We start from the raw sequence: 22,563 nt of genomic DNA, 5'->3' as shown, positions 1-22,563 counted from the left end.
GGGCCGTGGGCCGGTCCTACCTTTCTGCTGCCGGACCGAACAGGTGTGGGGGAGGGCCGCCGACGCCGGAGCAGTCGGCCGGCGGCCGGGTCCCGGTGCACGGCCCCGCGACTCCCGTGACCCCGCCCAGGGGCGAATTCAACGGTGGCAAACAGGAGGTCTCCCGTGCGCGTTGCCCTGCTCACCGAGGGTGCCCGTCCGCATGCCCGGCGTGGCGCCGGCGGCTGGTGCGACCGGCTGGCCGAGGGCCTGCCGGAGCACGAGTTCGAGCTGTACCTGCTCACCGGCCCCGGGGGCCTGCCCGCCCTCGAACACCTCTCGCCGGTCTGGCGGGGGGCGCACGACCTGGCGCTGTGGGGGCGCCCCCCGCGCGGCCGCCGCCCGGGCGCCCTGCGCAGACGCCAGTACGCCGGGGCGTACGAGGACCTGGTGCGCGCCCTGGTGCTGCCCCGCGAGCGGGCCGGGTTCGGCGCCGGGCTGTACCGGCTGGCCGAGCTCGCCCGGGAGGACGGCAGGCTGCCCGCCTTCCTCGCCTCCGCGCACGCCCGGCGGGTCCTGGAGCGGGTCTGGCGGCTGCCCGGCGCGGACACCTCGGCCGGGAGCCCGCTGGTGTGCGACGTGCTGGTCGCCGGGGACCTGCTGGAGCAGTGCCTGCGGCCGCTGTCCGCCCCCTGGTACGGCACCGGGCCCGGCGGCCTCGGCGGCGTGGACCTGTGCCACGTGGTCGGCGGCGGCCCGGCCGTGCTGCCCGCCCTGGTCGCCCGGCACCTGCACGGGGTGCCGTTCGTGGTCACCGAGCACGGCCTGCACCTGCGCGAGCAGTACCTGGGCTACCGCGAGGCGCCCTACCGCTGGCCGGTCCGCGCGCTGCTGCTCGCCTTCTTCCGGGCGCTCGCCGAGGAGACCTACCGGCAGGCCGCGGTGCTCACCCCCGGCAGCGCCCACGACCAGCAGTGGCAGCTGCGCTGCGGCGCCGACCCGGCCCGCACCCGGGTGGTGTACGAGGGCACCCCGGCCGTCGACCGCCCGGCCGCCGGGCCCGAGCCGGCGCACCCGACCCTGGTCTGGGCCGGCGCCCTGGAGCCCGGGCGGGACCCGGAGCTGGCGCTGCACGCCTTCGCCCGGGTGCGCGCCGAACTGCCCGACACCCGCCTGAGGCTGTACGGCGAGGAGGCGGCGCCCGGCTACCTGGCGCACTGCCGGGCCGTCGCCGAGCGCCTGGGGGTGGCGGACGCGGTGGACTTCGCCGGGCGGCCCGGCCCGCTCGCCGAGGTCTGGGAGGGCGGCACGGTGACGGTGTTCTCCGCGCTCTCCCAGCGCGGCCCCCGCCTGCTCGCGGACGCCATGCTCAGCGGCCGGGCCGTGGTGTCCACCGACGTCGGGGTGGCCCGCGAGGTCGTCGGCCCGACCGGACTGCTGGTGCCCGCCCGCGACCCGGGCGCGCTGGCCGGCGCCTGCCTGGCGCTGCTGCGCGACGAGGAACGGCGGGCCCGGCTCGGGCTGGCCGGGCGGCTGAGGGCGCAGGAACGCTTCGCCGTCGAGCCGGTGGTCGGCGCCTTCCGGGAGATCTACCTGGAGCTGGTCTCGCAGTACCCGGCCTTCCCCGGCGGCGGGGGCGGCGGGGGAGGCCGGGCGCCGCGGCCGTTCGCCCGGCCCGCCGAGTACTGGCTCGCGGACGGGCCGCGCGCGGGCCGGGGCGGCGAGGACGACCCCGAGGAGGGCGGCGACCGGGCCGCCCGGGAGCACGCGGGCGAACTCGCGGAGGCCCGCTGATGTCCGGCGGCGCGGCGGCCGGGGCGGGTGCCGCCACCGGGGCCACGACCGGGGCCACGACCGGGGCCGGCCCCGGCACCGGCTCCGACCCGGCGGTCAGCGCGGACCCGGTGCGCGAGCTGATGGCCGAGCACCGGGAGCTGTGCGAGCACGCCGTCGACCCGCTGGAGATCGCCGCCGGGCTGGAGGAGGCCGGGCTCGGCCCGGACGCCGCCGCCCGCTGCCGGCACGCCGACCTGTTCTCGCTCGCCGAGGAGCTGTACGCCCGGGTGCCCCGCCGCCCGCCCGCGCCCCGCCCGGCGCCGCCGCGCGAGTGCGGCGCCGCCACCCGCGCGACGCTGCTGGCCGCCGCCCTGGCCGCGCTGCCCGGTACGGCCGCGGCCGCGCTCGGCGGCGGCCCGGCGGTGCTGCTGCCGGCCGCCGTCGCGCCCGTGCTGCTGCCCGCGCTGACCGCCGAGCCGCTCGACGGACCCCGCCCGCCGCACCCGGGGCCGCCGGCGCCGGACGCGCTGGGCCCGCCCCGGCCGCCGCGCCCGCCGGCCGGCCCGCGCTGGACGGCGGCCGCGCTCGGCCACGGACTGGGGCTGGCCGCGCTGCTGCTGCTCCCGCTGGCCGCCCCCGGCCCGGACCGGCCGGCCGCGGTCGCGCTGGCCCTCGCGGCGGCGCTGTCCGCCGGGTCGGCCGAGCGGGCCGCCCGCTGGTACCGGCAGGTCGGGCGCGGCCACCTCGCGGCGGCCGGCACCCTGGCCGAGTTCCGGGCCCGGATGCGGCCGGTGCTGCCGGTGGCCGTCGCGCTGCACCTGGCGGTGCTCGCGGTGCTGAGCTCCGCCGCGCTGGCCGTGCTGACCGCCGTCGCGCCGCGCCCCGGGCCCGGGCACGGCGGCGGGCTGCTGCACCTGGCGGCCGAGCGGGCCGGCGCCGCGCAGTGGGCGGCGCAGGGCGTGCTGGGCCTGCTGCTGGTGCTGCCCGCGCTGCTGGCGCGCTGCGGCCGGGCGGCGGCCGCCGCCCTGGGCGCTGCGGCCGGGCCCGCCGCCGCGGCGGCGGTGCTCGCGCTCGGCCGCTCCGGCCCGGCGGCCCTGCTGCTCGGCGGCGGCGCGGTCGCGGCCGTGCTGGCCGGGCACGCCTGGGCGGTGCTCGGCCGGGCCGGGGCGCACCGCTGAGGCCTGGATCCCGGTCGGCCGCAACCCTGCCGGCCGCAACCCTTGTTCGCCGAATCCCTGTTCGTTCGTAGTTTCAGTCCGCCAGGTCGTCCCCGACCTCGCTTCGTGGAAGGACACCCCCGATGAGGGTGCTGCTGCTGGGCGCCGACGGCTTCATCGGCCGCCGGGTCACCGACCGTCTGCTGATGGACCAGGAGTTGCAGGTGACGGTCCTCGGCCGGCGCGACTCGGCCGACATCCGCTTCGACCTGACCACCGGGAGCCCGGGCGCGCTGGCCCGCTTCCTGGACGCGGTCGTGCCGCAGGTGGTGATCAACTGCGCGGGCGCCACCTACGGCAGCTCGCGGACCCTGATCCGGTCGAACACGCTGGCCGTCGCCACCGTCTGCGAGGCGATCCGGCGCAGCCGGGAGCCGGCCCGGCTGGTGCACGTCGGCTCGGCCGCCGAGTACGGGCCGGTGCCCGGCGGTGTGCCGGTCTCCGAGCAGGCCGAGCCGCGCCCGGTCGGCCCGTACGGGGTGTCCAAGCTGGCCGGCACGGAGCTGGTGCTGGCCTCCGGCCTGGACGCGGCGGTGCTGCGGGTGTTCGACGTGGTGGGCCCGGGGGCGCCGACCGCCTCGCTGTTCGGGCGGCTCGCCGAGGGGCTGCGCCGGGCGCTGGAGCGGGACGAGAACCAGGTGCGGATGCCGGACCTGTCCGGATACCGGGATTTCGTAGACGTCCGGGACGTCGCCCGGGCGATCCAGGCGGCCGCGGTCTCGGCCGCCACCGGGGTGATCAACGTCGGCAGCGGGCACGCCGTCCGGGCCCGGGACGCGGCCCAGCTGCTGGTGCGGGCGTCCGGCTTCGAGGGGTCGATCGTCGAGGAGAACCGGCAGGTCCTGCTGCCGGCGCAGACCGGCGGGCCGCACGCCGACCACCTCCCCGGCCACCATCACCACCAGGGCGGCCCGTACCTGCCGGGCCACCGGCCGGAGGGGCCGCGCACGGAGGGCAGGCCCGTCCCGGGGGAGCCGGTGGCGTGGCGGCAGGCGGACGTGCGCACCGCCCGGGACCGTCTCGGATGGCGGACGCAGGTGCCGCTGGAGGAGTCGCTGGGGGACGTCTGGCTGGAGACGGCCTGCCGGGTCTGACCAGGTGCTCCGGAGGGCGTCCCGGGCCTGTCGGCGCAGGCCCGGGGCGCCTTCCGGGGCCGGTCGGCCGGTTCCACGATCCGGCGCGGCCCGTCTCGTCCAGTGGACGGGCTGTCTCGGAATACCGCGTGGGCGTGACACTGTTGGGCTAAGAGCCACCCGCGTGGCGGAGCAACCACCCCGCAGAAGGCCGGCCCCGGCCGCCTGACAAGACACCCATCGGAGTCCCCGTGTCGTTGCCACCCCTGGTCGAGCCGGCCGACGAGCTCACCGTCGACGAGGTCCGCCGGTACTCCCGCCACCTGATCATCCCCGACGTGGGCATGGCCGGGCAGAAGCGGCTGAAGAACGCCAAGGTGCTGTGCGTCGGCGCCGGCGGCCTCGGCTCGCCCGCTCTGATGTACCTGGCCGCCGCCGGCGTCGGCACGCTCGGCATCGTCGAGTTCGACGTGGTCGACGAGTCCAACCTGCAGCGCCAGATCATCCACGGCCAGGCGGACATCGGCCGGTCCAAGGCCGAGTCGGCGCGGGACTCCGTCAAGGAGATCAACCCCTACGTCGACGTGGTGCTGCACGAGGAGCGCCTCGACAACGACAACGTCATGGAGATCTTCTCCGGCTACGACCTGATCGTCGACGGCACCGACAACTTCGCCACCCGCTACCTGGTCAACGACGCCGCGGTGCTGCTCGGCAAGCCGTACGTGTGGGGCTCGATCTACCGCTTCGACGGCCAGGCCAGCGTGTTCTGGGCCGAGCACGGCCCCTGCTACCGCTGCCTCTACCCGGAGGCCCCGCCGCCGGGCATGGTGCCGTCCTGCGCCGAGGGCGGCGTGCTGGGCGTGCTCTGCGCCTCCATCGGCTCGATCCAGGTCAACGAGGCGATCAAGCTGCTCGCCGGCATCGGCGACCCGCTGGTCGGCCGGCTGATGATCTACGACGCCCTGGAGATGAACTACCGCCAGGTGAAGGTCCGCAAGGACCCGAACTGCGCCGTCTGCGGCGAGAACCCGACGGTCACCGAGCTGATCGACTACGAGGCCTTCTGCGGCGTCGTGTCGGAGGAGGCGCAGGCCGCCGCCGCCGGCTCGACGATCACCTCGTCGCAGCTCAAGCAGTGGCAGGACGAGAAGGAGGACATCTACCTCATCGACGTCCGCGAGCCCGGCGAGTACGAGATCGTCAACATCCCCGGCGCGGTGCTGATCCCCAAGAACGAGTTCCTGATGGGCGACGCGCTGGAGAAGCTGCCGCAGGACCGGAAGATCGTGCTGCACTGCAAGTCGGGCGTGCGCTCGGCCGAGGTGCTGGCCGTGGTCAAGGCCGCGGGCTTCGCCAACGCCGTCCACCTCGGCGGCGGCGTGCTCGGCTGGGTCAACCAGATCGAGCCGCACAAGCCGGTCTACTGAGCGGCTGACGTGAAGGGAGGGCCCCGCCGGATCGGCGGGGCCCTCCCTTCGTCCGCTCAGAGCGCGTGGCGGCGCTGCAGCATGTTGTAGGCGATCCAGCCCGGGATCACCGGCAGCCAGAAGGTCAGCGCCCGGTACAGGAACACCGCCGGGGTGGCGACGGCGGGGGACACGTCCGCGACCGTCAGGGCACCGATCAGGGCGACCTCGACCGGGCCGATGCCGCCCGGCGTCGGGATCGCCGAGCCGGCCGCGTTCGCGGTCAGGAAGACCACCGCGACGGCCGAGAAGCTGACGCTGCCGCCGAAGGCCTGCACCGAGAAGTCCAGGCAGGCGGTGAAGGACAGGGTCAGCAGCAGGATGCCGCCGAAGCCGGTGATCAGCTTGCTGGGCGTCTGCATCAGGTCGAGCATGCGCGGCACCACGCCGAAGAACAGCGAGCGCAGCCGGCCCAGCACGAACCGCCGCAGCGGCGCCACCGCCGCCACCACCAGGGCCAGCACGGCGGCCGTCAGCACGCCGATGATCACCGCGCGGGAGGCGGAGAGGTCGCCGTTGGTCTGGCTGCCGGTGATCAGGCCGAAGCTGAACAGCAGCAGCAGGTGCCCGGCCAGGCCGGCCAGCTGGGAGGCGCCGACCGAGGCCACCGCCTGGCCGGGGCGGATGCCGGCCTTCTGCAGGTAGCGGGTGTTGAGCGCGATGCCGCCGATCGCGGCGGGCGCGACCAGCTTCACGAAGGAGCCGGCCAGCTGCGCGGCGACGGTGCGCCGGAACGGCAGCCGCTCGGGCACGAAGCCGGTCAGGCTCATCGCGGCGGCGACGTAGCTGAACGCGGCCGCGAGCAGCGCGGCCGCCGCCCACGCCCAGTTCATCTGGGAGAGCTTCAGCTGGGCCGGCTTGATCGTGGTCAGCGCCAGGTAGGCGGCGAAGGTGAGCGCGATCACCATGATCAGGCTCTTCGGCTTCAGCCGCTCCAGCTTCGCCGGCTCCATCGGCGCCTCGGGGGCGATCTGCAGGATCTGGCCGCGCAGGCGGCTCAGCAGGTCCTCGCCGGCCGCCGCGATGTCCTCCTCGGCCTGCTGCTGGGTGCGCTCCCCGGCCGCGACCTGCTCCAGCGCCCGGGCCCGGGCGGCGGTCTTGCGCTCCTTGGTGAGCCGCGCCAGGTCGACCCGGGTGGAGCGGCTCATCCCGACCGGCTGGAGCAGCGGCAGCGCCTGCGCGACCCGGTCGGCGCCGAGCACCGCGTTGGCGGTGGCCACGGCCCGCTCCGGGCCGATCCGCAGCGCGAAGGTGGTGAGCAGCTGGGCGACGTCGATGCGCAGCGTCAGGTCGGTGGCGGCGATGTCCCCGCCGGACAGGTTGACCAGGTAGGCGTGCTCCTGGTCGGAGACCAGCAGCGACTCGCCGGTCAGCCGGCGGTGCGCGATCCGGCGCTCGTGCAGGGCCGCCACCGAGCGCCACAGCGAGGCCATCACCCGGTCGGTGACCTCCTCCTCGGCCAGCTCGTCGAGGGTGCGGCCGCCGACGTTCTCGTACACCAGGATCGCGGCGTCCGGGCCCAGCTCGGAGGTGGCGACCAGCTGCGGCGCCCGGGCGCCCGAGGCGGCCGCCGCGTACGCGATCAGCGCCTCCTGCTCCAGCGCCTGGCGCAGCGACTGCGGGCTGCGGCGCACCGCCACCGAGCGCAGCCGCAGCCGCCGCCACGCCCGGTAGAAGAATCCGGAGGCCTGCTGCTCGCGGTCGATGATGTGGACGTCCAGCGGCGGGCCGTCCTGCTGGGTGACGTGGTAGCGGCGGGTGCCGCCGGGCGCGTCCGGGGCGCGGTGCGCGGCGTCCGGGGTGAAGCCGACCTTGCGCAGGCCGATCATCAGGTGCTGGCCGGTGGGGCGGATGTTCGGCGAGCCGATCGCGTACAGCGTGCCGTAGGCGACGGACCAGCCGATCAGCACGGTGAGCATCAGCGACAGCGGCGTGGTGTAGCCGCCGAGCAGCTCGGTGATGCCGCTGAACAGCACCACCGCCCACAGCGCCACCCGCCAGCGCGGTCTGCTCGACATGCCGACCGCGGTCATGTAGGCGATCACCGGCGCCAGGTAGCCGTGCACCGGGTCGGTGAGGGCGCCGTCGCTGTTCGCGGGCAGCCTGGTCAGCGCGTCCCGGATGTGCTCGGAGGCGCCCTCGGCGACCCACCAGTCGATGCCCAGCGAGACGCCGTACGCGAGCACCGAGGCGAGCACGCCGTCGGCGACCCGCAGGCCGTCGCGTTTGATCAGCCGCTCGACCGCGAAGGACAGCGGCACGGCGAGCACCGCGACGCTGGACAGCAGGCCGGTGATGGTGGACAGCACCGCGGAGAAGTGCGGCGCGTTGTTGTTGATGTCCTGCTCGATGCCGGTGGTGGTCGAGGTGGCGATGCCGGCCAGCACGAAGACGGCGACGATCCCGAGGACCCCGACCAGGAAGCGGATCAGGTCGGACGGGCGGTGCGCGCGGGCGGCGAGCAGCGGCTCGTCGACGTCCAGGTGCGGAGCGTCGTCCAGCGGGTCGTGGTACTCGGGCGGCGGGGCCGCGGCCCCGGGCCCGGCCTGTCCGGGCGCCTCGGCCTGTCCGGGGGCCTCGGCCTCCGCGGCCTCCGCGGCCTCTTCGGGCCGCTCGGCCGGTTCGGATCGCTCGGTCTGCTCGGCGGCGGGCGGTGCGGGGGTCTTGATCGTCGAGTCCTTGATCAGGGAGACTTCCGGCACGGCCCCGGCCCCCGGCCGGCCCCCGCCCGGCTCCTCGGGAGCCGGGTGTTGCGGGGGTACGGCGGAGGCGGACTCGTCGGAGCCCTTCTCCACGCCCACGTCAGCCGTCCCGGTCATCTGGTCTTGTTGTCCTCGTATCACCACTCACCGCCCCGGAAGATGGTGGCATGTCCCGCGCCCCCGTGCTGGACAGGGGCCGGATCGGGCGCGGCGGATCGTTCGGGCCGGGCCCCGGCGCCACCCTGGTGCGGAAGAATGCCGCAGGTGACGGACGTAACAGAGGACGGCCCGGCGGGCGAGCTGCCCCGCTTCGCCGAACTGGTGCTCGACCTGACCGAGCGGATTCCACCCGGCCGAGTGATGACCTACGGCGACGTCGCCGAATACCTCGGCCAGGGCGGCCCCCGACAGGTCGGCCGGGTGATGGCCCTGTACGGCGGCCCGGTGCCCTGGTGGCGGGTGATCCGCGCGGACGGCCGCCTGCTGCCCGGCCACGAACAGCGCGCCCTCGCCCGCTACCGCGCCGAAGGCACCCCGCTGCGCGAGCGGACCGACCCGCCCCGGGTCGACCTGCGCCGGGCCCGCTGGGACGGGCGGCCGACTTCCGCGAAACCCCCGCACGGACGGGAATGACGGGGCAGGATCGTAGGCTCGATGTGGGCGGGCCCCCGGCGGGCCCGCCCCGGCCATGCCCCTCTGCTCCACCCCAGGAAGCCCGTGACCTCCCCCTACCGGCTCGTGCGCAGCCCGCTCGCCCAGCCCGACCCGCCCGTTCTGGACGAGTACCAGCGCGCCGTCGTCGAGCACCGCGGCGGCCCGCTGCTCGTCCTCGCCGGGCCGGGCACCGGCAAGACCACCACCCTCGTCGAAGCCGTCGCCCGCCGCATCGAACACGGCACCGACCCCGAGCGGATCCTCGTCCTCACCTTCAGCCGCAAGGCCGCCATGGAGCTGCGCGACCGGATGTCCGGCCGCCTCGGCACCGCCGCCGCCCCGCAGGCCACCACCTTCCACTCCTTCTGCTACGCCCTCCTGCGCGCCCACCAGGACCCGCAGGACTACGCCGAACCCCTGCGGCTGCTCTCCGGCCCCGAGCAGGACGTCATGGTCCGCGAACTCCTCGCCGGCGGCGCCGAGGACGCCCGCCTCGGCAGTTCACGGATCTCCTGGCCGCTCGACCTGCGCGCCTGCCTCACCACCCGCGGCTTCGCCGACGAAGTCCGCGCCGTCCTCGCCCGCAGCCGCGAACTCGGCCTCGGAGAAGCCGAACTGGAACGCTTCGCGCACGGCGTCCAACGCCCCGACTGGGCCGCCGCCGCCCACTTCCTCGCCGACTACCTCGACGTCCTCGACCTGCGCGGCGTCCTCGACTACGCCGAACTCGTCCACCGCGCCGTCCTGCTCGCCGAACGCCCCGAGATCGGCGAACAACTGCGCCGGCGCTACGACGTCGTCTTCGTCGACGAGTACCAGGACACCGACCCCAGCCAGGTCCGGCTGCTGCGCCGCCTCGCCGGCGGCGGACACGACCTCGTCGCGGTCGGCGACCCCGACCAGTCCATCTACGCCTTCCGCGGCGCCGACATCAACGGCATCCTCGACTTCCCGCAGACCTTCCGCCGCGCCGACGGCAGCCCCGCCGACGTCCAGGTGCTGCGCGTCTCCCGCCGCTCCGGCGCCGTCCTGCTCGCCGCCTCCCGCGAACTCGCCCGCCGGATGCCGATGGGCCGCCTGCCCGCCGACAAACTCGCCCAGCACCGCGCCCTGCTCCCCTCCCGCGAAGGCGGCCGGGTCGAGGTCTACACCTACCCCACCCCCGGCGCCGAACTCGACTCGATCGCCGACCTGCTGCGCCGCGCCCACCTCGAGGACGGCGTCCCCTGGGGCGAGATGGCCGTCCTGGTCCGGGCCGGCGCCCGCTCCATCCCCGGCGTACGGCGGGCCCTCGGCGCGGCCGGCGTCCCGCTGGAGATCGACGGCGACGACCTGCCGCTGCGCGAGGAACCCGCCGTCGCCCAGCTGCTGCTCGCCCTGCGCACCTGCGCCGAGCTCGCCGCCCGCGACAAGCACGGCGACCCGGACGCCCCCGACCCGCTCACCACCGAGACCGCCCACGCCCTGCTCACCGGCCCGCTCGGCGGCCTCGACGGCTCCGACCTGCGACACCTCGGCCGCGCCCTGCGCGAGGAGGAACGCGCCGCCCTGCGCGCCGAAGGCCGCCCCGGCACCGCCCCGCGCCCCGCCGACGAACTCGTCCGCGAAGCCCTCGCCGAACCCGAACGCCTCGTCGCCCTCGACCCCGCCACCGCCCGACCCTCCTACGCCCGCAGGGCCCGCGACCTCGGCACCCTGCTGCGCAAGGTCCGCGAACAGCTCGCCGGCGGCTGCACCGCCGAGGAAGCGCTCTGGGAACTGTGGGACGGCAGCCGCCGCTGGCGCGAACGCCTCGAACGCGCCGCCCTGCGCGGCGGCGCCGCCGGCCGCAACGCCGACCGCGACCTCGACGCCCTGTGCGCCCTGTTCGAGACCGCCGCCCGTGCCGAGGAACAGGTCACCGGCCACCGCAGCGCCCTCGACCTGCTCGCCGAACTCGAAGCCCAGGACATCGCCGCCGACACCCTCACCGTCCGCGCCGTGCGCCCCGAAGCCGTCCGGCTGATGACCGCCCACCGCTCCAAGGGCCTCGAATGGCGCCTGGTCGTCGTCGCCGGCGTCCAGGACGGCCTCTGGCCCGACCTGCGCCGCCGCGGCTCCCTGCTCGAAGCCGACCGGATCGGCCGCGACGGCCTCGCCGAACCGCTCTCCCCGGCCGCCCTCCTCGGCGAGGAACGCCGCCTCTTCTACGTCGCCGCCACCCGCGCCAAGGAACGCCTCGTCGTCACCGCCGTCAAGGCCCCCGCCGACGACGGTGACGAACCCTCCCGCTTCCTGCGCGAGCTCTACCGCGAGGACGTCGACCCCAGGACCGGCAAGGTGGTGCGCCGCACCCCGCCCGTCACCGTTGAGGACGTCACCCACCGCCCCCGCCGCCCGCTGTCCGTCGCCGCCCTGGTCGCCGAACTGCGGGCCGTCACCGTCGACCCCGCGCGCTCGCCCGAACTGCGCCGCGCCGCCGCCGAACGCCTCGCCACCCTCGCCGCCGCCACCGACGAGGACGGCCTGCCGCTCGTCCCCGCCGCCCACCCCGACCGCTGGTGGGGCCTGGACGACCCGACCGCCGCCCCCGAACCGCTGCGCAGCCCCGACCTGCCCGTCCGGCTCTCCGGCAGCGGCCTCGAACAGCTGGAGAACTGCTCGCTGCAGTGGTTCCTCGACAAGGAGGTCGGGGCCCGCGCCGCCGGCAGCGCCGCCCAGGGCTTCGGCAACGTCGTCCACGCCCTCGCCGACGAGGTCGGCTCCGGCCGCACCCCCGCCGACCTCGCCGTCCTCATGGAACGCCTCGACACCGTCTGGGACGCCCTCGCCTTCGACGCCCCCTGGAAGTCCCGGCAGGAGAAGACCGAGGCCCGCGCCGCCCTGGAACGCTTCCTCAACTGGCACGTCCTCGAACGCGGCCGCGACGTCGTCGCCACCGAGCACGGCTTCGACGTCACCCTCGACACCGGCGGCGTCTCGGTGCGCATCCGCGGCTCCATGGACCGGGTCGAGAAGGACCAGGCCGGGCGCGCCTACGTCGTCGACTTCAAGACCGGCAAGCAGATCCCCACCGACAAGTCGCTGCCCGAGCACAAGCAGCTCGCCGTCTACCAGCTCGCCGTCCGCGCCGGCGCCCTCAACGACCTGCCCGGCTTCACCGAACGGCCCCCCGCCACCGGCGGCGCCGAACTCGTCCACCTGCGCGAGGCCGCCGCCAAGGCCGCCCCCGACGCCCCCAAGGTGCAGCGCCAGGACCCGCCCGAGGGCGACCCGTGGATCGAGAACCTGCTCGCCGAGGCCGCCGGGAAGGTCCTCGCCGAACGCTTCGTCCCGCAGACCGGCGGCGGCTGCGACCGCTGCGCCTTCCGCCGCAGCTGCTCCGCCCAGCGCGACGGCGCGCAGCTCGTCGAGTAGCGGGGGTCACCTCGGGCGGGCGCCCGGGTTGTCGGCCCGGCCCGTTACGGTTGCGGGGTGACCGCCGTGCTCAGCCATCCCGACCAGCTCAAGGACCTGCTCGGGATCCCGTTCAACCGGGAGCAGATGGCGGCCATCGGCGCCCCCCTCGCACCGGCCGTCATCGTCGCCGGCGCCGGCTCCGGCAAGACCACCGTCATGGCCGCCCGGGTCGTCTGGCTGGTCGGCTCCGGCGCCGTACGGCCCGAAGAGGTCCTCGGCCTCACCTTCACCAACAAGGCCGCCGCCGAACTCGCCGAACGCGTCCGCACCGCCCTCCTGCGGGCCGGCATCACCGACCGGGACGGCGCCGAACCGCTCGGCGACCCCGAGATCTCCACCTACCACGCCTTCGCCGGCCGCCTCCTCAAGGAACACGGCCTGCGCATCGGCATCGAACCCGACACCCGCCTGCTCGCCGACGCCACCCGCTTCCAGCTCGCCGCCAAAGTCCTGCGCACCGCCCGCGGCCCCTTCCCCGCCCTCACCGGCACCTTCGCCAACCTCGTCGCCGACCTCACCGCCCTCGACGGCGAACTCGCCGAACACCTCGTCGAGCCCGCCGCCCTGCGCGCCTTCGACGAGGACCTGCTCGACACCCTCGCCACCGTCAAGCTCACCAACGACGACCTGCGCGCCGTCCCCGCCACCGCCCGCGCCCGCCTCGAACTGCTGCGCCTCGTCGAGGACTACCGGCACCGCAAGCAGTCCGCCGGGCTGATGGACTTCGGCGACCGGATAGCCGCCGCCGCCCGCCTCGCCCAGCAGCGCCCCGAAGTCGGCGAACTCCTGCGCGGCCAGTTCAAGGTCGTCCTCCTCGACGAGTACCAGGACACCTCCGTCGCCCAGCGCCTCATGCTCGCCGGCCTCTTCGGCGCCGCCCGCGACGGCACGAGCGCCGGACACCCGGTCACCGCGGTCGGCGACCCCTGCCAGGCCATCTACGGCTGGCGCGGCGCCTCCGTCGCCAACCTCGACGACTTCCCCCGCCACTTCCCGCAGGCCGACGGCACCCCCGCCGACCGCTACGCGCTCAGCGAGAACCGCCGCAGCGGCGGCCGGCTGCTCGCCTTCGCCAACGAACTCGCCGCCCCGCTGCGGCAGATGCACGAGGGCGTCGAGGCGCTGCGCCCGGCCCCCGGCGCCGAACACGACGGCCACGTGCGGGCCGCGCTGCTGGACACCCACGCCGAGGAGGTCGACTGGCTCGCCGACTCGATCGCCCACCTGGTGCGCACCGGCACCGCGCCCGGCCGGATCGCCGTGCTGTGCCGGGGCGGCGCGGCCTTCCCCGACATCCACGCCGCGCTCGTCGCCCGCGAGGTGCCCGTCGAGGTGGTCGGCCTCGGCGGACTGCTCCAACTGCCCGAGGTGGCCGACCTGGTGGCCGTCTGCGAGGTGCTGCAGGACCCGACCGCCAACGCCGCCCTGGTGCGCCTGCTGATCGGCCCGCGCTGGCGGATCGGCCCGCGCGACCTCGCGCTCCTCGGCCGCCGCGCCGCCGACCTGGTGCGCGGCGCCCGGCCCGAGGGCGTCGAGGCGCTGGCCGCCGCCGTCGCCGAGGCCGACCCGACCGAGGTGGTCTCGCTGGCCGACGCGGTGGAGACCTTCGTCGAAGCCGACCAGCCGGACGAGCTGCCCTTCTCCGCCGAGGCCCGGGTGCGCTTCGCCCGGCTCGCCCGGGAGCTGCGCGAGCTGCGCCGCTCGCTCGCCGACCCGCTGATGGACGTGCTGCACCGGGTGCTGGCCGTCACCGGCCTGGAGGTCGAACTCGCCGCCTCCCCGCAGGCGCTGGCCGCCCGGCGCCGGGAGACCCTGCACGCCTTCCTGGACGTCGCCGCCTCCTTCGCCGACCTGGACGGCGATCCGGGCCTGAGCGCCTTCCTCGGCTTCCTGCGCGCCGCCCAGGAGTACGAGCGCGGCCTGGACAGCAGCCTGCCCGGCGGCGAGGACACCGTGAAGGTGCTCACCGCGCACAAGTCCAAGGGCCTGGAGTGGGACGTGGTGGCCGTTCCCGGCCTGGTGAAGGGCGCGTTCCCGTCCGGCAGCCCGCGCGAACGCTGGACCAGCACCAAGCGCGTGCTCCCGCACGCCCTGCGCGGCGACGCCGCCACCCTGCCCGACGTGCGCGGCGGGTGGAACGGCAAGGCGATGACGGCGTTCCGGAAGGAACTGGCCGAGCACTCGGCGACCGAGGAACTGCGCCTGGGCTACGTCGCGTTCACCCGCCCCCGCGCGCTGCTGCTGGCCTCCGGGCACTGGTGGGGGCCGAGCCAGAAGACCGTCCGCGGGCCGTCCGCGTTCCTGGAGCTGCTGCGCGAGCACTGCGAGCGGCCCGGCGGCGGCGAGGTCGAGCACTGGGCGCCGCAGCCGGAGCCGGGCGCGGCGAACCCGGCGCTGGCCGCCGCCGTCGAACGGCCCTGGCCGCTGCCGCTGGACCCGGCCGCCCAGCACGCCCGCCGCCGGGTCGCCGAGGTGGTGCGCGCCCGCCTCGCGGGCGGGCCGGCACCCGAGCCCGAGCCGATGGCCGTCGAGGACCAGCGCCAGGTCGCCTCCTGGGACCGCGATCTGACCGCGCTGCTGGGCGAGTTGGAGCGCTCCCGGCGCACCGCCCGCGAGGTGCCGCTGCCCGCCGCGCTGTCCGCCACCCAGCTGATGCGGCTGGCCGCCGACCCGGACGGCTTCGCCCGCGACCTGGCCCGCCCGATGCCCCGCCCCCCGCAGCCCGCCGCCCGGCGCGGCACCCGCTTCCACGCCTGGGTGCAGTCCCGGATCGAGCCGCTGCTGCTGGTCGGGCCCGGCGCGCTGCCCGGCGCCGACGACGACGGCATCGAGGACGAGCAGGACCTGGAACGGCTCAAGGAGGCGTTCCTGCGCACCGAGTACGCGCAGCGCAAGCCGTACCGGGTCGAGGCGCCGTTCCAGCTGGTGCTGGCGGGGAGGGTGGTGCGCGGCCGGATCGACGCGGTCTACCGGGACGGTGACGGGATGTCGGAATCCGGTGGTGCGTCACGCTACGAAGTGGTGGACTGGAAGACGCACCGCGAGGAGACCGCCGACCCGCTGCAGCTCGCGGTCTACCGGCTCGCCTGGGCCGAGCAGACGGGCGTCGATCCCGAGCAGGTCACGGCGTCGTTCCTGTACGTCCGCAGCGGACGGATCGTCCGCCCGACAGGACTTCCCGACCGAAAAGAGTTGGAACGGCTCCTGATCGGGAACAGTGAAGAATGAGTCACTCAGAGCATCCAAGTCATCACGGCAGCGCCCGAAACCTGTGCGTCATGCACGTTTCGTGCCTATTGTGGGGTCGGTAACCGGTCAACCCCCGAGCTCCGGCCGCCGGCGAGGCCCGCCTCACCTAACCCTCAGTCATCACCGCAGGTGCCAGCGGCATCCGCGTCTTCTGCTGGAGAGACCGAAGTTGAGCGCGACCGGATGGATCAGAGAGCGGTTCACCGGGCCGACCCCGGGCCCCGCACCCGGCACGACCGGCACCTGGCCGCGGACGGCACTCGTGCTGCCGCTCGTCGGCATGGCGCTGATCGTCCTCCTCGACTACGTCAGCGGCACCGAGGTCACGGTCGAACCGGCCCTCACCGCCGTGCCCGCGCTGGCCGCCGTGGTCAGCCGCCGCACCTGGTACCCGCTCGCCATCGGCCTGTGCACCGAGGCGGCGGCCTTCCTGATGGCCATCCGCGGCGACGCGCTCGGCCAGTCCGTGCACGTCGCCAGCGTCTTCGCGATCCTGCTCGTCGCCACCATCGGCTGGGTCAGCGCCACCCTGCGGCTGCGCCAGGAACGCGCCCTGGCCGACGCCCAACTGGTCGCCTCGATCGCCCGCCGGGTGCTGCTGCGGCCCGTCCCCGAACGGGTCGGCACCGTGCGCGCCGCCGTCCACTACGAGGCCGCCGCCGCACACGCCCGCATCGGCGGCGACCTGTACGAGGTCGTCAACACCCGGCACGGCGTACGGGCCGTCGTCGGCGACGTGCGCGGCAAGGGCCTCGGCGCCGTCGAGACCGCCGCCGCCGTGCTCGGCGCCTTCCGCGAGGCCGCCCACCAGGAACCCGCCCTCGACCGGGTGGCCGGCTGGCTGGCCGTCAGCCTCGACCGCGCCCTGCACGAGAACGACCACCCCGGCGTCGAGGAGGAGTTCGTCACCCTGGTCCTCATCGGCGTCACCCCGGACGGCGCCGCCGAGATCGTCAACTGCGGCCACCCCGCCCCGCTGCTGCTGCGCGGCGCCGACGTCCACCCGCTCGAACTCGCCGACACCGTACCGCCGCTGGGCGTCCTCGACCCGGCCGACGTCCGCCCGCCGGTGCACCGGATCGCCCTGCGCGGCGGCGACCGGGTGCTGCTGTTCACCGACGGCGTGATCGAGGCCCGCGACCGCACCGGCGCCTTCTACCCGCTCGCCGAACGCCTCCCGCGCTGCGCCGCCGAGCGCCCCGCCGACGTCCTGGAACGGCTGCACGAGGACGTGGTGCGCCACGTCGGCCGCCAGCTCGGCGACGACGCCGCGATGCTGCTCCTGCAGTACGAGTCGGCGTCCGGCCCCGAACTGCCCCACCAGGGCGGCGTCCTGGCCCGCAGCCAGGCTCCCCTCTAGAGCGACACCCGCACCAGCAGCGGCCGGTGGTCCGACACCGCCGACCGCGGCGCCGCCGCCGGGCCCACCGCGGCCCGCGGCACCCCCACCGCCAGCACGTGGTCGAACTGCACCGCCGGCCGGTGCGAAGGGTAGGTGGGGGTGCGCGCCAGGTCGTACCAGCCCTGCAGCCGGGGCCGCGGCCCGCGCGCCCGCCGCCGGCGCGCCGCCCCGGACAGCTGCGGCCGCGCCCGGCCGGCCGCCCTCAGCTCCCGCACCCGCACCCGCGGCGACGTCCGCTCCAGCACCGTCGCCCCGCCCAGCACCGTGCGCGGCACCGCCCCGACCAGATTGAAGTCCCCCAGCACCAGGTACGGCTGCGGCAGGTCCGCGATCCAGCGCCGGATGCCGGCCAGCTGCGCCATGTTCCAGCCCGGGACGAACGACAGGTGCGCGGCGACGACGGTGAACGGCCCGCGCCCGCCCTCCAGCACCGCGGCCAGCGCCACCCGCGGCTCGTCCGGCACCGGCGTCAGCCCGCGCCGGCCGGCCACCCGCAGCGGCAGCCCGAACGGCGCCGGGGCGAAGCGCCGGGCCCGCCAGTGCCGCACCGGCAGCCGGGTCAGCAGCGCCGTCCCGTACGAGGGCGGGGCGCCGTCGCCGACCTCGCCGGGCCCGTAGACCCGCAGGCCGTTCGGGGCGGACGGCTCCGGCAGCCAGCCGGCCACCGGCGCCGGGCGGCCGTGCAGGGCGGCGGCGAAGCGCCAGTCGCCCGCGCCCATCGCCGCGGCCGCCACCGCCGCCTGGTCGGTGCCGCCGGAGCGGGCCTGGTGGCGGTCCACCTCCTGCAGCGCCAGCACGTCGGCGTCCAGTGCGGCGACCGCCTCGGCCAGCGGGGCGCCGGGGTCGGCCGGATAGGGCCGCGGGGCGCCGTCCGGGGCGAGCGGCTGACCGTGCAACAGGTTGAAGGTGGCGATGCGCAACTGGCTCACACCGCGACGTTACCCGCTCGCCCGGCGGCGCGGCGCGGCTTGAGGCCGCAGGGCATACCGGGTATACATACCGAGTATGTCCATCCGTCACGGCCTGCTCGCCCTGCTCGACCAGGGCCCGCGCTACGGCTACCAACTGCGCACCGAATTCGAGGCGCGCACCGGCTCCACCTGGCCGCTCAACGTCGGGCAGGTCTACACCACCCTCGCCCGGCTGGAACGCGACGGCCTCGTCGAGCCCGCCGGCGAGGACGGCGAGGGCCACCAGTTCTACGCCGCCACCGACGCCGGCCGCGCCGAACTGCGCGCCTGGTTCGACACCCCCGTGCCCCGCACCAACCCGCCGCGCGACGAACTGGCGATCAAGCTCGCCATGGCCGTCACCGTCCCCGGAGTCGACGTCTCCGCCGTCGTCCAGGGCCAGCGCCGCCACAGCATCAAGGCCCTGCAGGACTACACCCGGCTCAAGGGCCGCGCCCTCGCCGGCGAGGCCGCCGCAGACGGCCCCGCCACCGGCAACGACCTCGCCTGGCTCCTCGTCCTCGACCAGCTGATCTTCCAGACCGAGGCCGAGATCCGCTGGCTCGACCACTGCGAGACCCGGCTCGCCCAGCAGGCCGAACTCCTGCAGGCCCGCGCCGCCCGGGCCGCCCGCGACGGCGCCGCCGAACCCGGCGCGCCGTCCGGCAAGGCCCGCAAGGCCGCCAAGGCCGTCAGCGCCGTCAGTGCCGTCAGCGCCGTCAAGGGGCTGCGCCGCACCCGCGGCTGAGCGCCCCGCCGCCTCGCCACCGCCGCACCACCGCCGCACCACCGGGCCCGGCGCCGCCGCCGGGCCCCGCAGCCAGCACGACCCGTACGACCGTACGACCCGTACGACAAGAGGGGGGAAACGTGTCCCGCATCGAAGAAGGCCGGCCCACGCCGGTGCTGCACCTGGAGAACGTCAGCCGCGTCCACGGCCAGGGAGCCGCCGAGGTCCACGCCCTGCGCGGCGTCGACCTCAAGGTCCACCCCGGCGAGTTCGTCGCCGTCATGGGCCCCTCCGGCTCCGGAAAGTCGACCCTGCTCACCCTCGCCGGAGGCCTCGACACCCCGACCGACGGCCAGGTCCTCGTCGAAGGCGTCGCCCTCGGCGGCCTCGGCCGCAAGAAGCTCGCCCAGGTCCGCCGCCGCTCGGTCGGCTACGTCTTCCAGGACTACAACCTCATCCCGGCGCTCACCGCCGCCGAGAACGTCTCCCTGCCCCGCGAACTCGACGGCCTCTCCACCCGCGCCGCCCGCCGCGAAGCCGTCGCCGCCCTCACCGAGGTCGGCATCCCCGAACTCGCCGACCGCTACCCCGACGACATGTCCGGCGGCCAGCAGCAGCGCGTCGCCATCGCCCGCGCCCTCATCGGCGACCGCCGCCTCGTCCTCGCCGACGAACCCACCGGCGCCCTCGACTCCACCACCGGCGAAGCCGTCCTCGCCGTCCTGCGCGCCCGCTGCGACGCCGGCGCCGCCGCCATGATGGTCACCCACGAGGCCCGGCACGCCGCCTGGGCCGACCGCGTCGTCTTCCTGCGCGACGGCCGGATGGTCGACGAAACCGCCAGCCAGGACGCCGCCAGCCTCCTCGTCACCGCCGCCACCAACAGCAAGCAGGGGGACCGGTGAAGCCCGGCGCCTGGCGCCTCGCCCTGCGCATCGCCCGCCGCGACGCCCTGCGCGCCAAGGGCCGCAGCGCCCTCGTCATCGCCATGGTCGCCCTGCCCGTCCTCGGCGTCACCGGCGCCGACGTCTTCTACCGCAGCGGCGAACTCACCCCCGTCGAACACGTCGAGCGCACCATCGGCCAGGCCGACGCCGAACTCCACATGGTCCAGCGCGGCATGACCGTCCTGCAGGCACCCGACCCCGACAAGGGCTTCAGCCTGCCCTCCACCCCGGGCCACACCGCCGACGGCCAGGCACCCGCCCCCCTCACCCCCGCCCAGCAGCGCAGCCGCGACACCGAACCGGCCGAACTGGCCCGGCAGTTGCTGCCCGCCGGCACCACCTTCGTCCCCGAAGCGGACGGCCCCTACGGCGCCGCCACCAGCACCCAGGGCCTGCTCAGCACCCACACCTCCGAGAAGGACCTCACCGACCCCGTCTGGCGCGGACACCTCACCGTCGTCGACGGCCGCGCCCCCACCGCCGACGGCGAAATCGCCGCCACCAGCGAATTCCTGCGACGCTCCGGCCTCAAGCTCGGCGACCGCACCGGCCTGCGCGGCCTCGACCGGCAGTTCACCATCACCGCCGAAGCCGAATACCCCGGCGAACTCGGCGCCACCGAGATCATCGCCCGCCCCGGCGCCCTGATCGCCCCGCTCGCCCGGGCCACCGGCGCCGACACCAAACCCGCCCTCCGCGACACCACCACCACCACCACCGCGCGGTGGCTCGTCAAACTCCCCGCCGGCGCCACCCTCGACTGGCACAAGGTCCTCGAACTCAACGACCACGGCTTCACCGCCACCTCCCGCGCCGTCCTGCTCGACCCGCCCGCCCGCGCCGACGTCCCCTACTACACCGAGATCGACCGGCGCGCCGGCAGCCAGCCGTCCTTCTTCAACCGCACCCCCGTCGTCATCCTCGGCACCGTCGTCGGCATGGCCCTGCTGGAGATCGTGCTCCTCGCGGGCCCCGCCTTCGCCGTCGGTGCCAGGCGCTCCCGGCGGCAACTCGGCCTGCTCGCCGCCGCCGGCGGTGACCGCGCCAACGTCCGCGGCGTCGTCCTCGGCGGCGGCATCGTCCTCGGCCTCACCGGCGCCGCCGTCGGCATCGCCCTCGGCGTCGGCCTCGTCGCCCTGCTGCGCGACCACGCCGAGGACTACGCCGGATCCCGCTTCGGCCACTTCAACGTCCAACCGCTCGACCTGCTCGGCATCCTGTTCGTCGGCCTCGTCACCGGCCTGCTCGCCGCCGTCGTCCCCGCCGTCCAGGCCTCCCGCCAGGACGTCGTCTCCGCGCTCACCAGCCGCGACACCGTCAAACCCGCCAGCCGCAAACTCGCCGTCCTCGGCCTGCTGATGGTCGCCGGCGGCGCCGCCCTCGCCCTGCTCGGCACCGCCGGCGGCGCCAACACCGGCTCCGCCGTCCCCGGCATCGGCGGCAGCGCCAACCGCAGCTTCGCCGTCCTCGGCGGCTCCGCCCTCGCCGAACTCGGCATGGTCGTCCTCACCCCCTTCCTCGTCGGCCTGTTCGGCAAGCTCGGCCGCTGGCTCACCCTCGGCCCCCGGCTCGCCCTGCGCGACTCCGTCCGCCACCGCGGCCGCACCGCGCCCGCCGTCGCCGCCGTCATGGCCGCCGTCGCCGGATCCGTCGCCGTCAGCGTCTACCTCGCCAGCTACGACGAGCAGAGCCGCCGCGAGTACGTCGCCGCCGGCCCCTCCAACGCCGTCATGCTCGGCGGCGGCTGGATCTCCACCGCGGACCGCACCGCCCTCCCGCAGATGCGCGACGCCGTCGAACACTCCATCCCCGACCTCGGCCGGCGCTCCGACATCCGGCGCGTCGACTACAAGGGCAACTGCTCGGACGGCGGCACCTGCGGCTACATCCAGGTCAAACTGCCCAAGGACCAGCGCTGCCCCGTCTTCGAGATGCGCGGCAAGGCCGACCCCGCCGAGATCGACCGCATCCTCGCCACCGACAGCCGCTGCCACTCCACCCAACGCCGCGGCAGCCACTACGGCGACCTCACCGCCGGCGACGCCACCCTGCTGCACAACCTCTACGGCGTCACCGACCCCGCTGCCGGCCAGGCCCTCGCCGCCGGCAAGGCCGTCGTCTTCGACCCCCGCTACCTCGGCAAGGACGGCAAGGTCGCCATCGAACTCGAGGAACCCTTCCAGTCCACCCCCGCCGGCACCCCGGCCACCCGGCCCGACCCCGTCGAACTGCTCGTCGACGCCGTCGTCGCACCCTCCGCCATGCCCGCCCAGGGCCAGGCCGTCATCAGCGCCGACACCGCCACCCGGCTCGGCCTCACCACCAGCGACGCCGGCTCCGTCTGGCTGCCCGCCACCGCCCCCGGCGACGGCGCCGAACAGAAGACCACCGCCGCCCTCGCCAAACTCACCGAACACGACCAGCTCACCATCGAACGCGGCTACCAGTCCAGGGCCGGCCTCGTCAGCATCGGACTCGAGGTCTTCGCCGCCATCGTCGCCCTCGGAGCCGCCGGCATCGCCACCGGCCTCGCCGCCGCCGACTCCCAACGCGACCTCACCACCCTCGCCGCCATCGGCGCCGAACCCCGCATCCGCCGCACCCTCTCCGGCTTCCAGTGCGGAGTCATCGCCGCCATGGGCACCCTGCTCGGCGTGGTCTGCGGCCTCGTCCCCGCCGTCGCCCTGCGCAAACTCGGCTCCCGGCCCGACTTCCCCGGCATGAGCCCCGAGGAACTCGCCAACCGGTCGATCGTGGTCCTGCCCTGGCTCACCATCGGGCTCACCGTCGTGGTGCTGCCGCTCCTCGCGGCCGGCCTCGCCACCCTGCTCACCCGCTCGCGGATCACCCTGCTGCGCCGCTCCGGCTGACCCCCCGCCCGCCCCCGCGCCACCCCCGCCCGCGCCCGCGCCGCGGCGGGGGTGACGCAGGTTACAGCCGTCGCGGCGCCCGGCGACCCGACGGCCGGGGCGGGCAC

13 protein-coding genes are annotated in these 22,563 nt (G+C 75.8%); 11 read left to right on the top strand and 2 right to left on the bottom strand.

Annotated features, from left to right (window positions below):
- Positions 1–165 precede the first annotated feature (165 nt).
- The 4 genes from AB2U05_RS12185 (at position 166) to moeZ (ending at position 5,475) form a co-directional block, all read left to right on the top strand.
- Entirely contained in the window at positions 166–1,773 is a 1,608-nt protein-coding gene (locus AB2U05_RS12185; RefSeq protein WP_369183200.1) for a DUF3492 domain-containing protein, read from the top strand.
- A complete protein-coding gene (locus AB2U05_RS12180) occupies positions 1,773–2,933 on the top strand; it encodes a hypothetical protein (RefSeq protein ID WP_369183199.1) in 1,161 nt (386 codons plus the stop codon). The genes AB2U05_RS12185 and AB2U05_RS12180 overlap by 1 nt, the downstream gene beginning before the upstream one ends.
- A 122-nt stretch (positions 2,934–3,055) precedes the next feature.
- Positions 3,056–4,066 (top strand): NAD(P)-dependent oxidoreductase, encoded by a 1,011-nt coding sequence (locus AB2U05_RS12175; RefSeq protein WP_045704233.1) that lies wholly within the window; start codon positions 3,056–3,058, stop codon positions 4,064–4,066.
- Positions 4,067–4,296: 230 nt separating this feature from the next.
- Positions 4,297–5,475, top strand: a complete 1,179-nt coding sequence (moeZ, locus tag AB2U05_RS12170; RefSeq protein ID WP_045704236.1) for an adenylyltransferase/sulfurtransferase MoeZ — start codon at positions 4,297–4,299, stop codon at positions 5,473–5,475.
- Between the two features lie 56 nt (positions 5,476–5,531).
- Here the strand turns inward: moeZ and AB2U05_RS12165 are convergent, their stop codons facing one another.
- The gene (locus AB2U05_RS12165; RefSeq protein ID WP_244179051.1) at positions 5,532–8,333 is read right to left on the bottom strand and encodes a lysylphosphatidylglycerol synthase transmembrane domain-containing protein; all 2,802 of its coding nucleotides are present in this window, start codon (positions 8,331–8,333) and stop codon (positions 5,532–5,534) included.
- Between the two features lie 138 nt (positions 8,334–8,471).
- On the opposite strand from AB2U05_RS12165, the gene AB2U05_RS12160 reads away from it, so the two are divergent.
- The 4 genes from AB2U05_RS12160 to AB2U05_RS12145 all read left to right on the top strand — a co-directional run bounded on the left by AB2U05_RS12160 (position 8,472) and on the right by AB2U05_RS12145 (position 16,917).
- Positions 8,472–8,849: an MGMT family protein gene (locus tag AB2U05_RS12160; protein ID WP_045704238.1), complete on the top strand. Its 378-nt coding sequence runs from the start codon at positions 8,472–8,474 to the stop codon at positions 8,847–8,849.
- 84 nt (positions 8,850–8,933) lie between these two features.
- Positions 8,934–12,266 carry an ATP-dependent helicase gene (locus tag AB2U05_RS12155; RefSeq protein ID WP_369183198.1) on the top strand — a complete coding sequence of 1,111 codons (3,333 nt, stop codon included), beginning with the start codon at positions 8,934–8,936 and terminating at the stop codon, positions 12,264–12,266.
- A gap of 57 nt (positions 12,267–12,323) precedes the next feature.
- Positions 12,324–15,536 (top strand): UvrD-helicase domain-containing protein, encoded by a 3,213-nt coding sequence (locus AB2U05_RS12150; protein WP_369183197.1) that lies wholly within the window; start codon positions 12,324–12,326, stop codon positions 15,534–15,536.
- Positions 15,537–15,726: 190 nt separating this feature from the next.
- Positions 15,727–16,917, top strand: coding sequence for a PP2C family protein-serine/threonine phosphatase (locus tag AB2U05_RS12145; RefSeq protein ID WP_369183196.1), 1,191 nt, complete (start codon positions 15,727–15,729; stop codon positions 16,915–16,917).
- Here the strand turns inward: AB2U05_RS12145 and AB2U05_RS12140 are convergent.
- Positions 16,914–17,888: an endonuclease/exonuclease/phosphatase family protein gene (locus tag AB2U05_RS12140; protein WP_063773601.1), complete on the bottom strand. Its 975-nt coding sequence runs from the start codon at positions 17,886–17,888 to the stop codon at positions 16,914–16,916. The two genes, AB2U05_RS12145 and AB2U05_RS12140, sit on opposite strands and share 4 nt — an antisense overlap.
- A gap of 76 nt (positions 17,889–17,964) precedes the next feature.
- Between AB2U05_RS12140 and AB2U05_RS12135 the strand changes: the two genes are divergently transcribed.
- From AB2U05_RS12135 to AB2U05_RS12125, 3 genes are all read left to right on the top strand, one after another.
- Complete coding sequence (locus AB2U05_RS12135) at positions 17,965–18,657, top strand: PadR family transcriptional regulator (protein ID WP_045704242.1); 693 nt, start codon at positions 17,965–17,967, stop codon at positions 18,655–18,657.
- A gap of 122 nt (positions 18,658–18,779) precedes the next feature.
- The gene (locus AB2U05_RS12130; RefSeq protein WP_244179053.1) at positions 18,780–19,544 is read left to right on the top strand and encodes an ABC transporter ATP-binding protein; all 765 of its coding nucleotides are present in this window, start codon (positions 18,780–18,782) and stop codon (positions 19,542–19,544) included.
- The gene (locus AB2U05_RS12125; protein WP_369183195.1) at positions 19,541–22,456 is read left to right on the top strand and encodes an FtsX-like permease family protein; all 2,916 of its coding nucleotides are present in this window, start codon (positions 19,541–19,543) and stop codon (positions 22,454–22,456) included. The genes AB2U05_RS12130 and AB2U05_RS12125 overlap by 4 nt, the downstream gene beginning before the upstream one ends.
- The last annotated feature ends 107 nt before the right edge of the window (positions 22,457–22,563 follow it).

Source organism: Streptomyces sp. Y1, assembly GCF_041053115.1.
GTDB classification, from domain to species: Bacteria; Actinomycetota; Actinomycetes; order Streptomycetales; family Streptomycetaceae; genus Kitasatospora; species Kitasatospora rubellomurina.
Note: the sequence above shows the minus strand (reverse complement) of the source record. Positions and strands in the feature narration are given on the sequence as shown.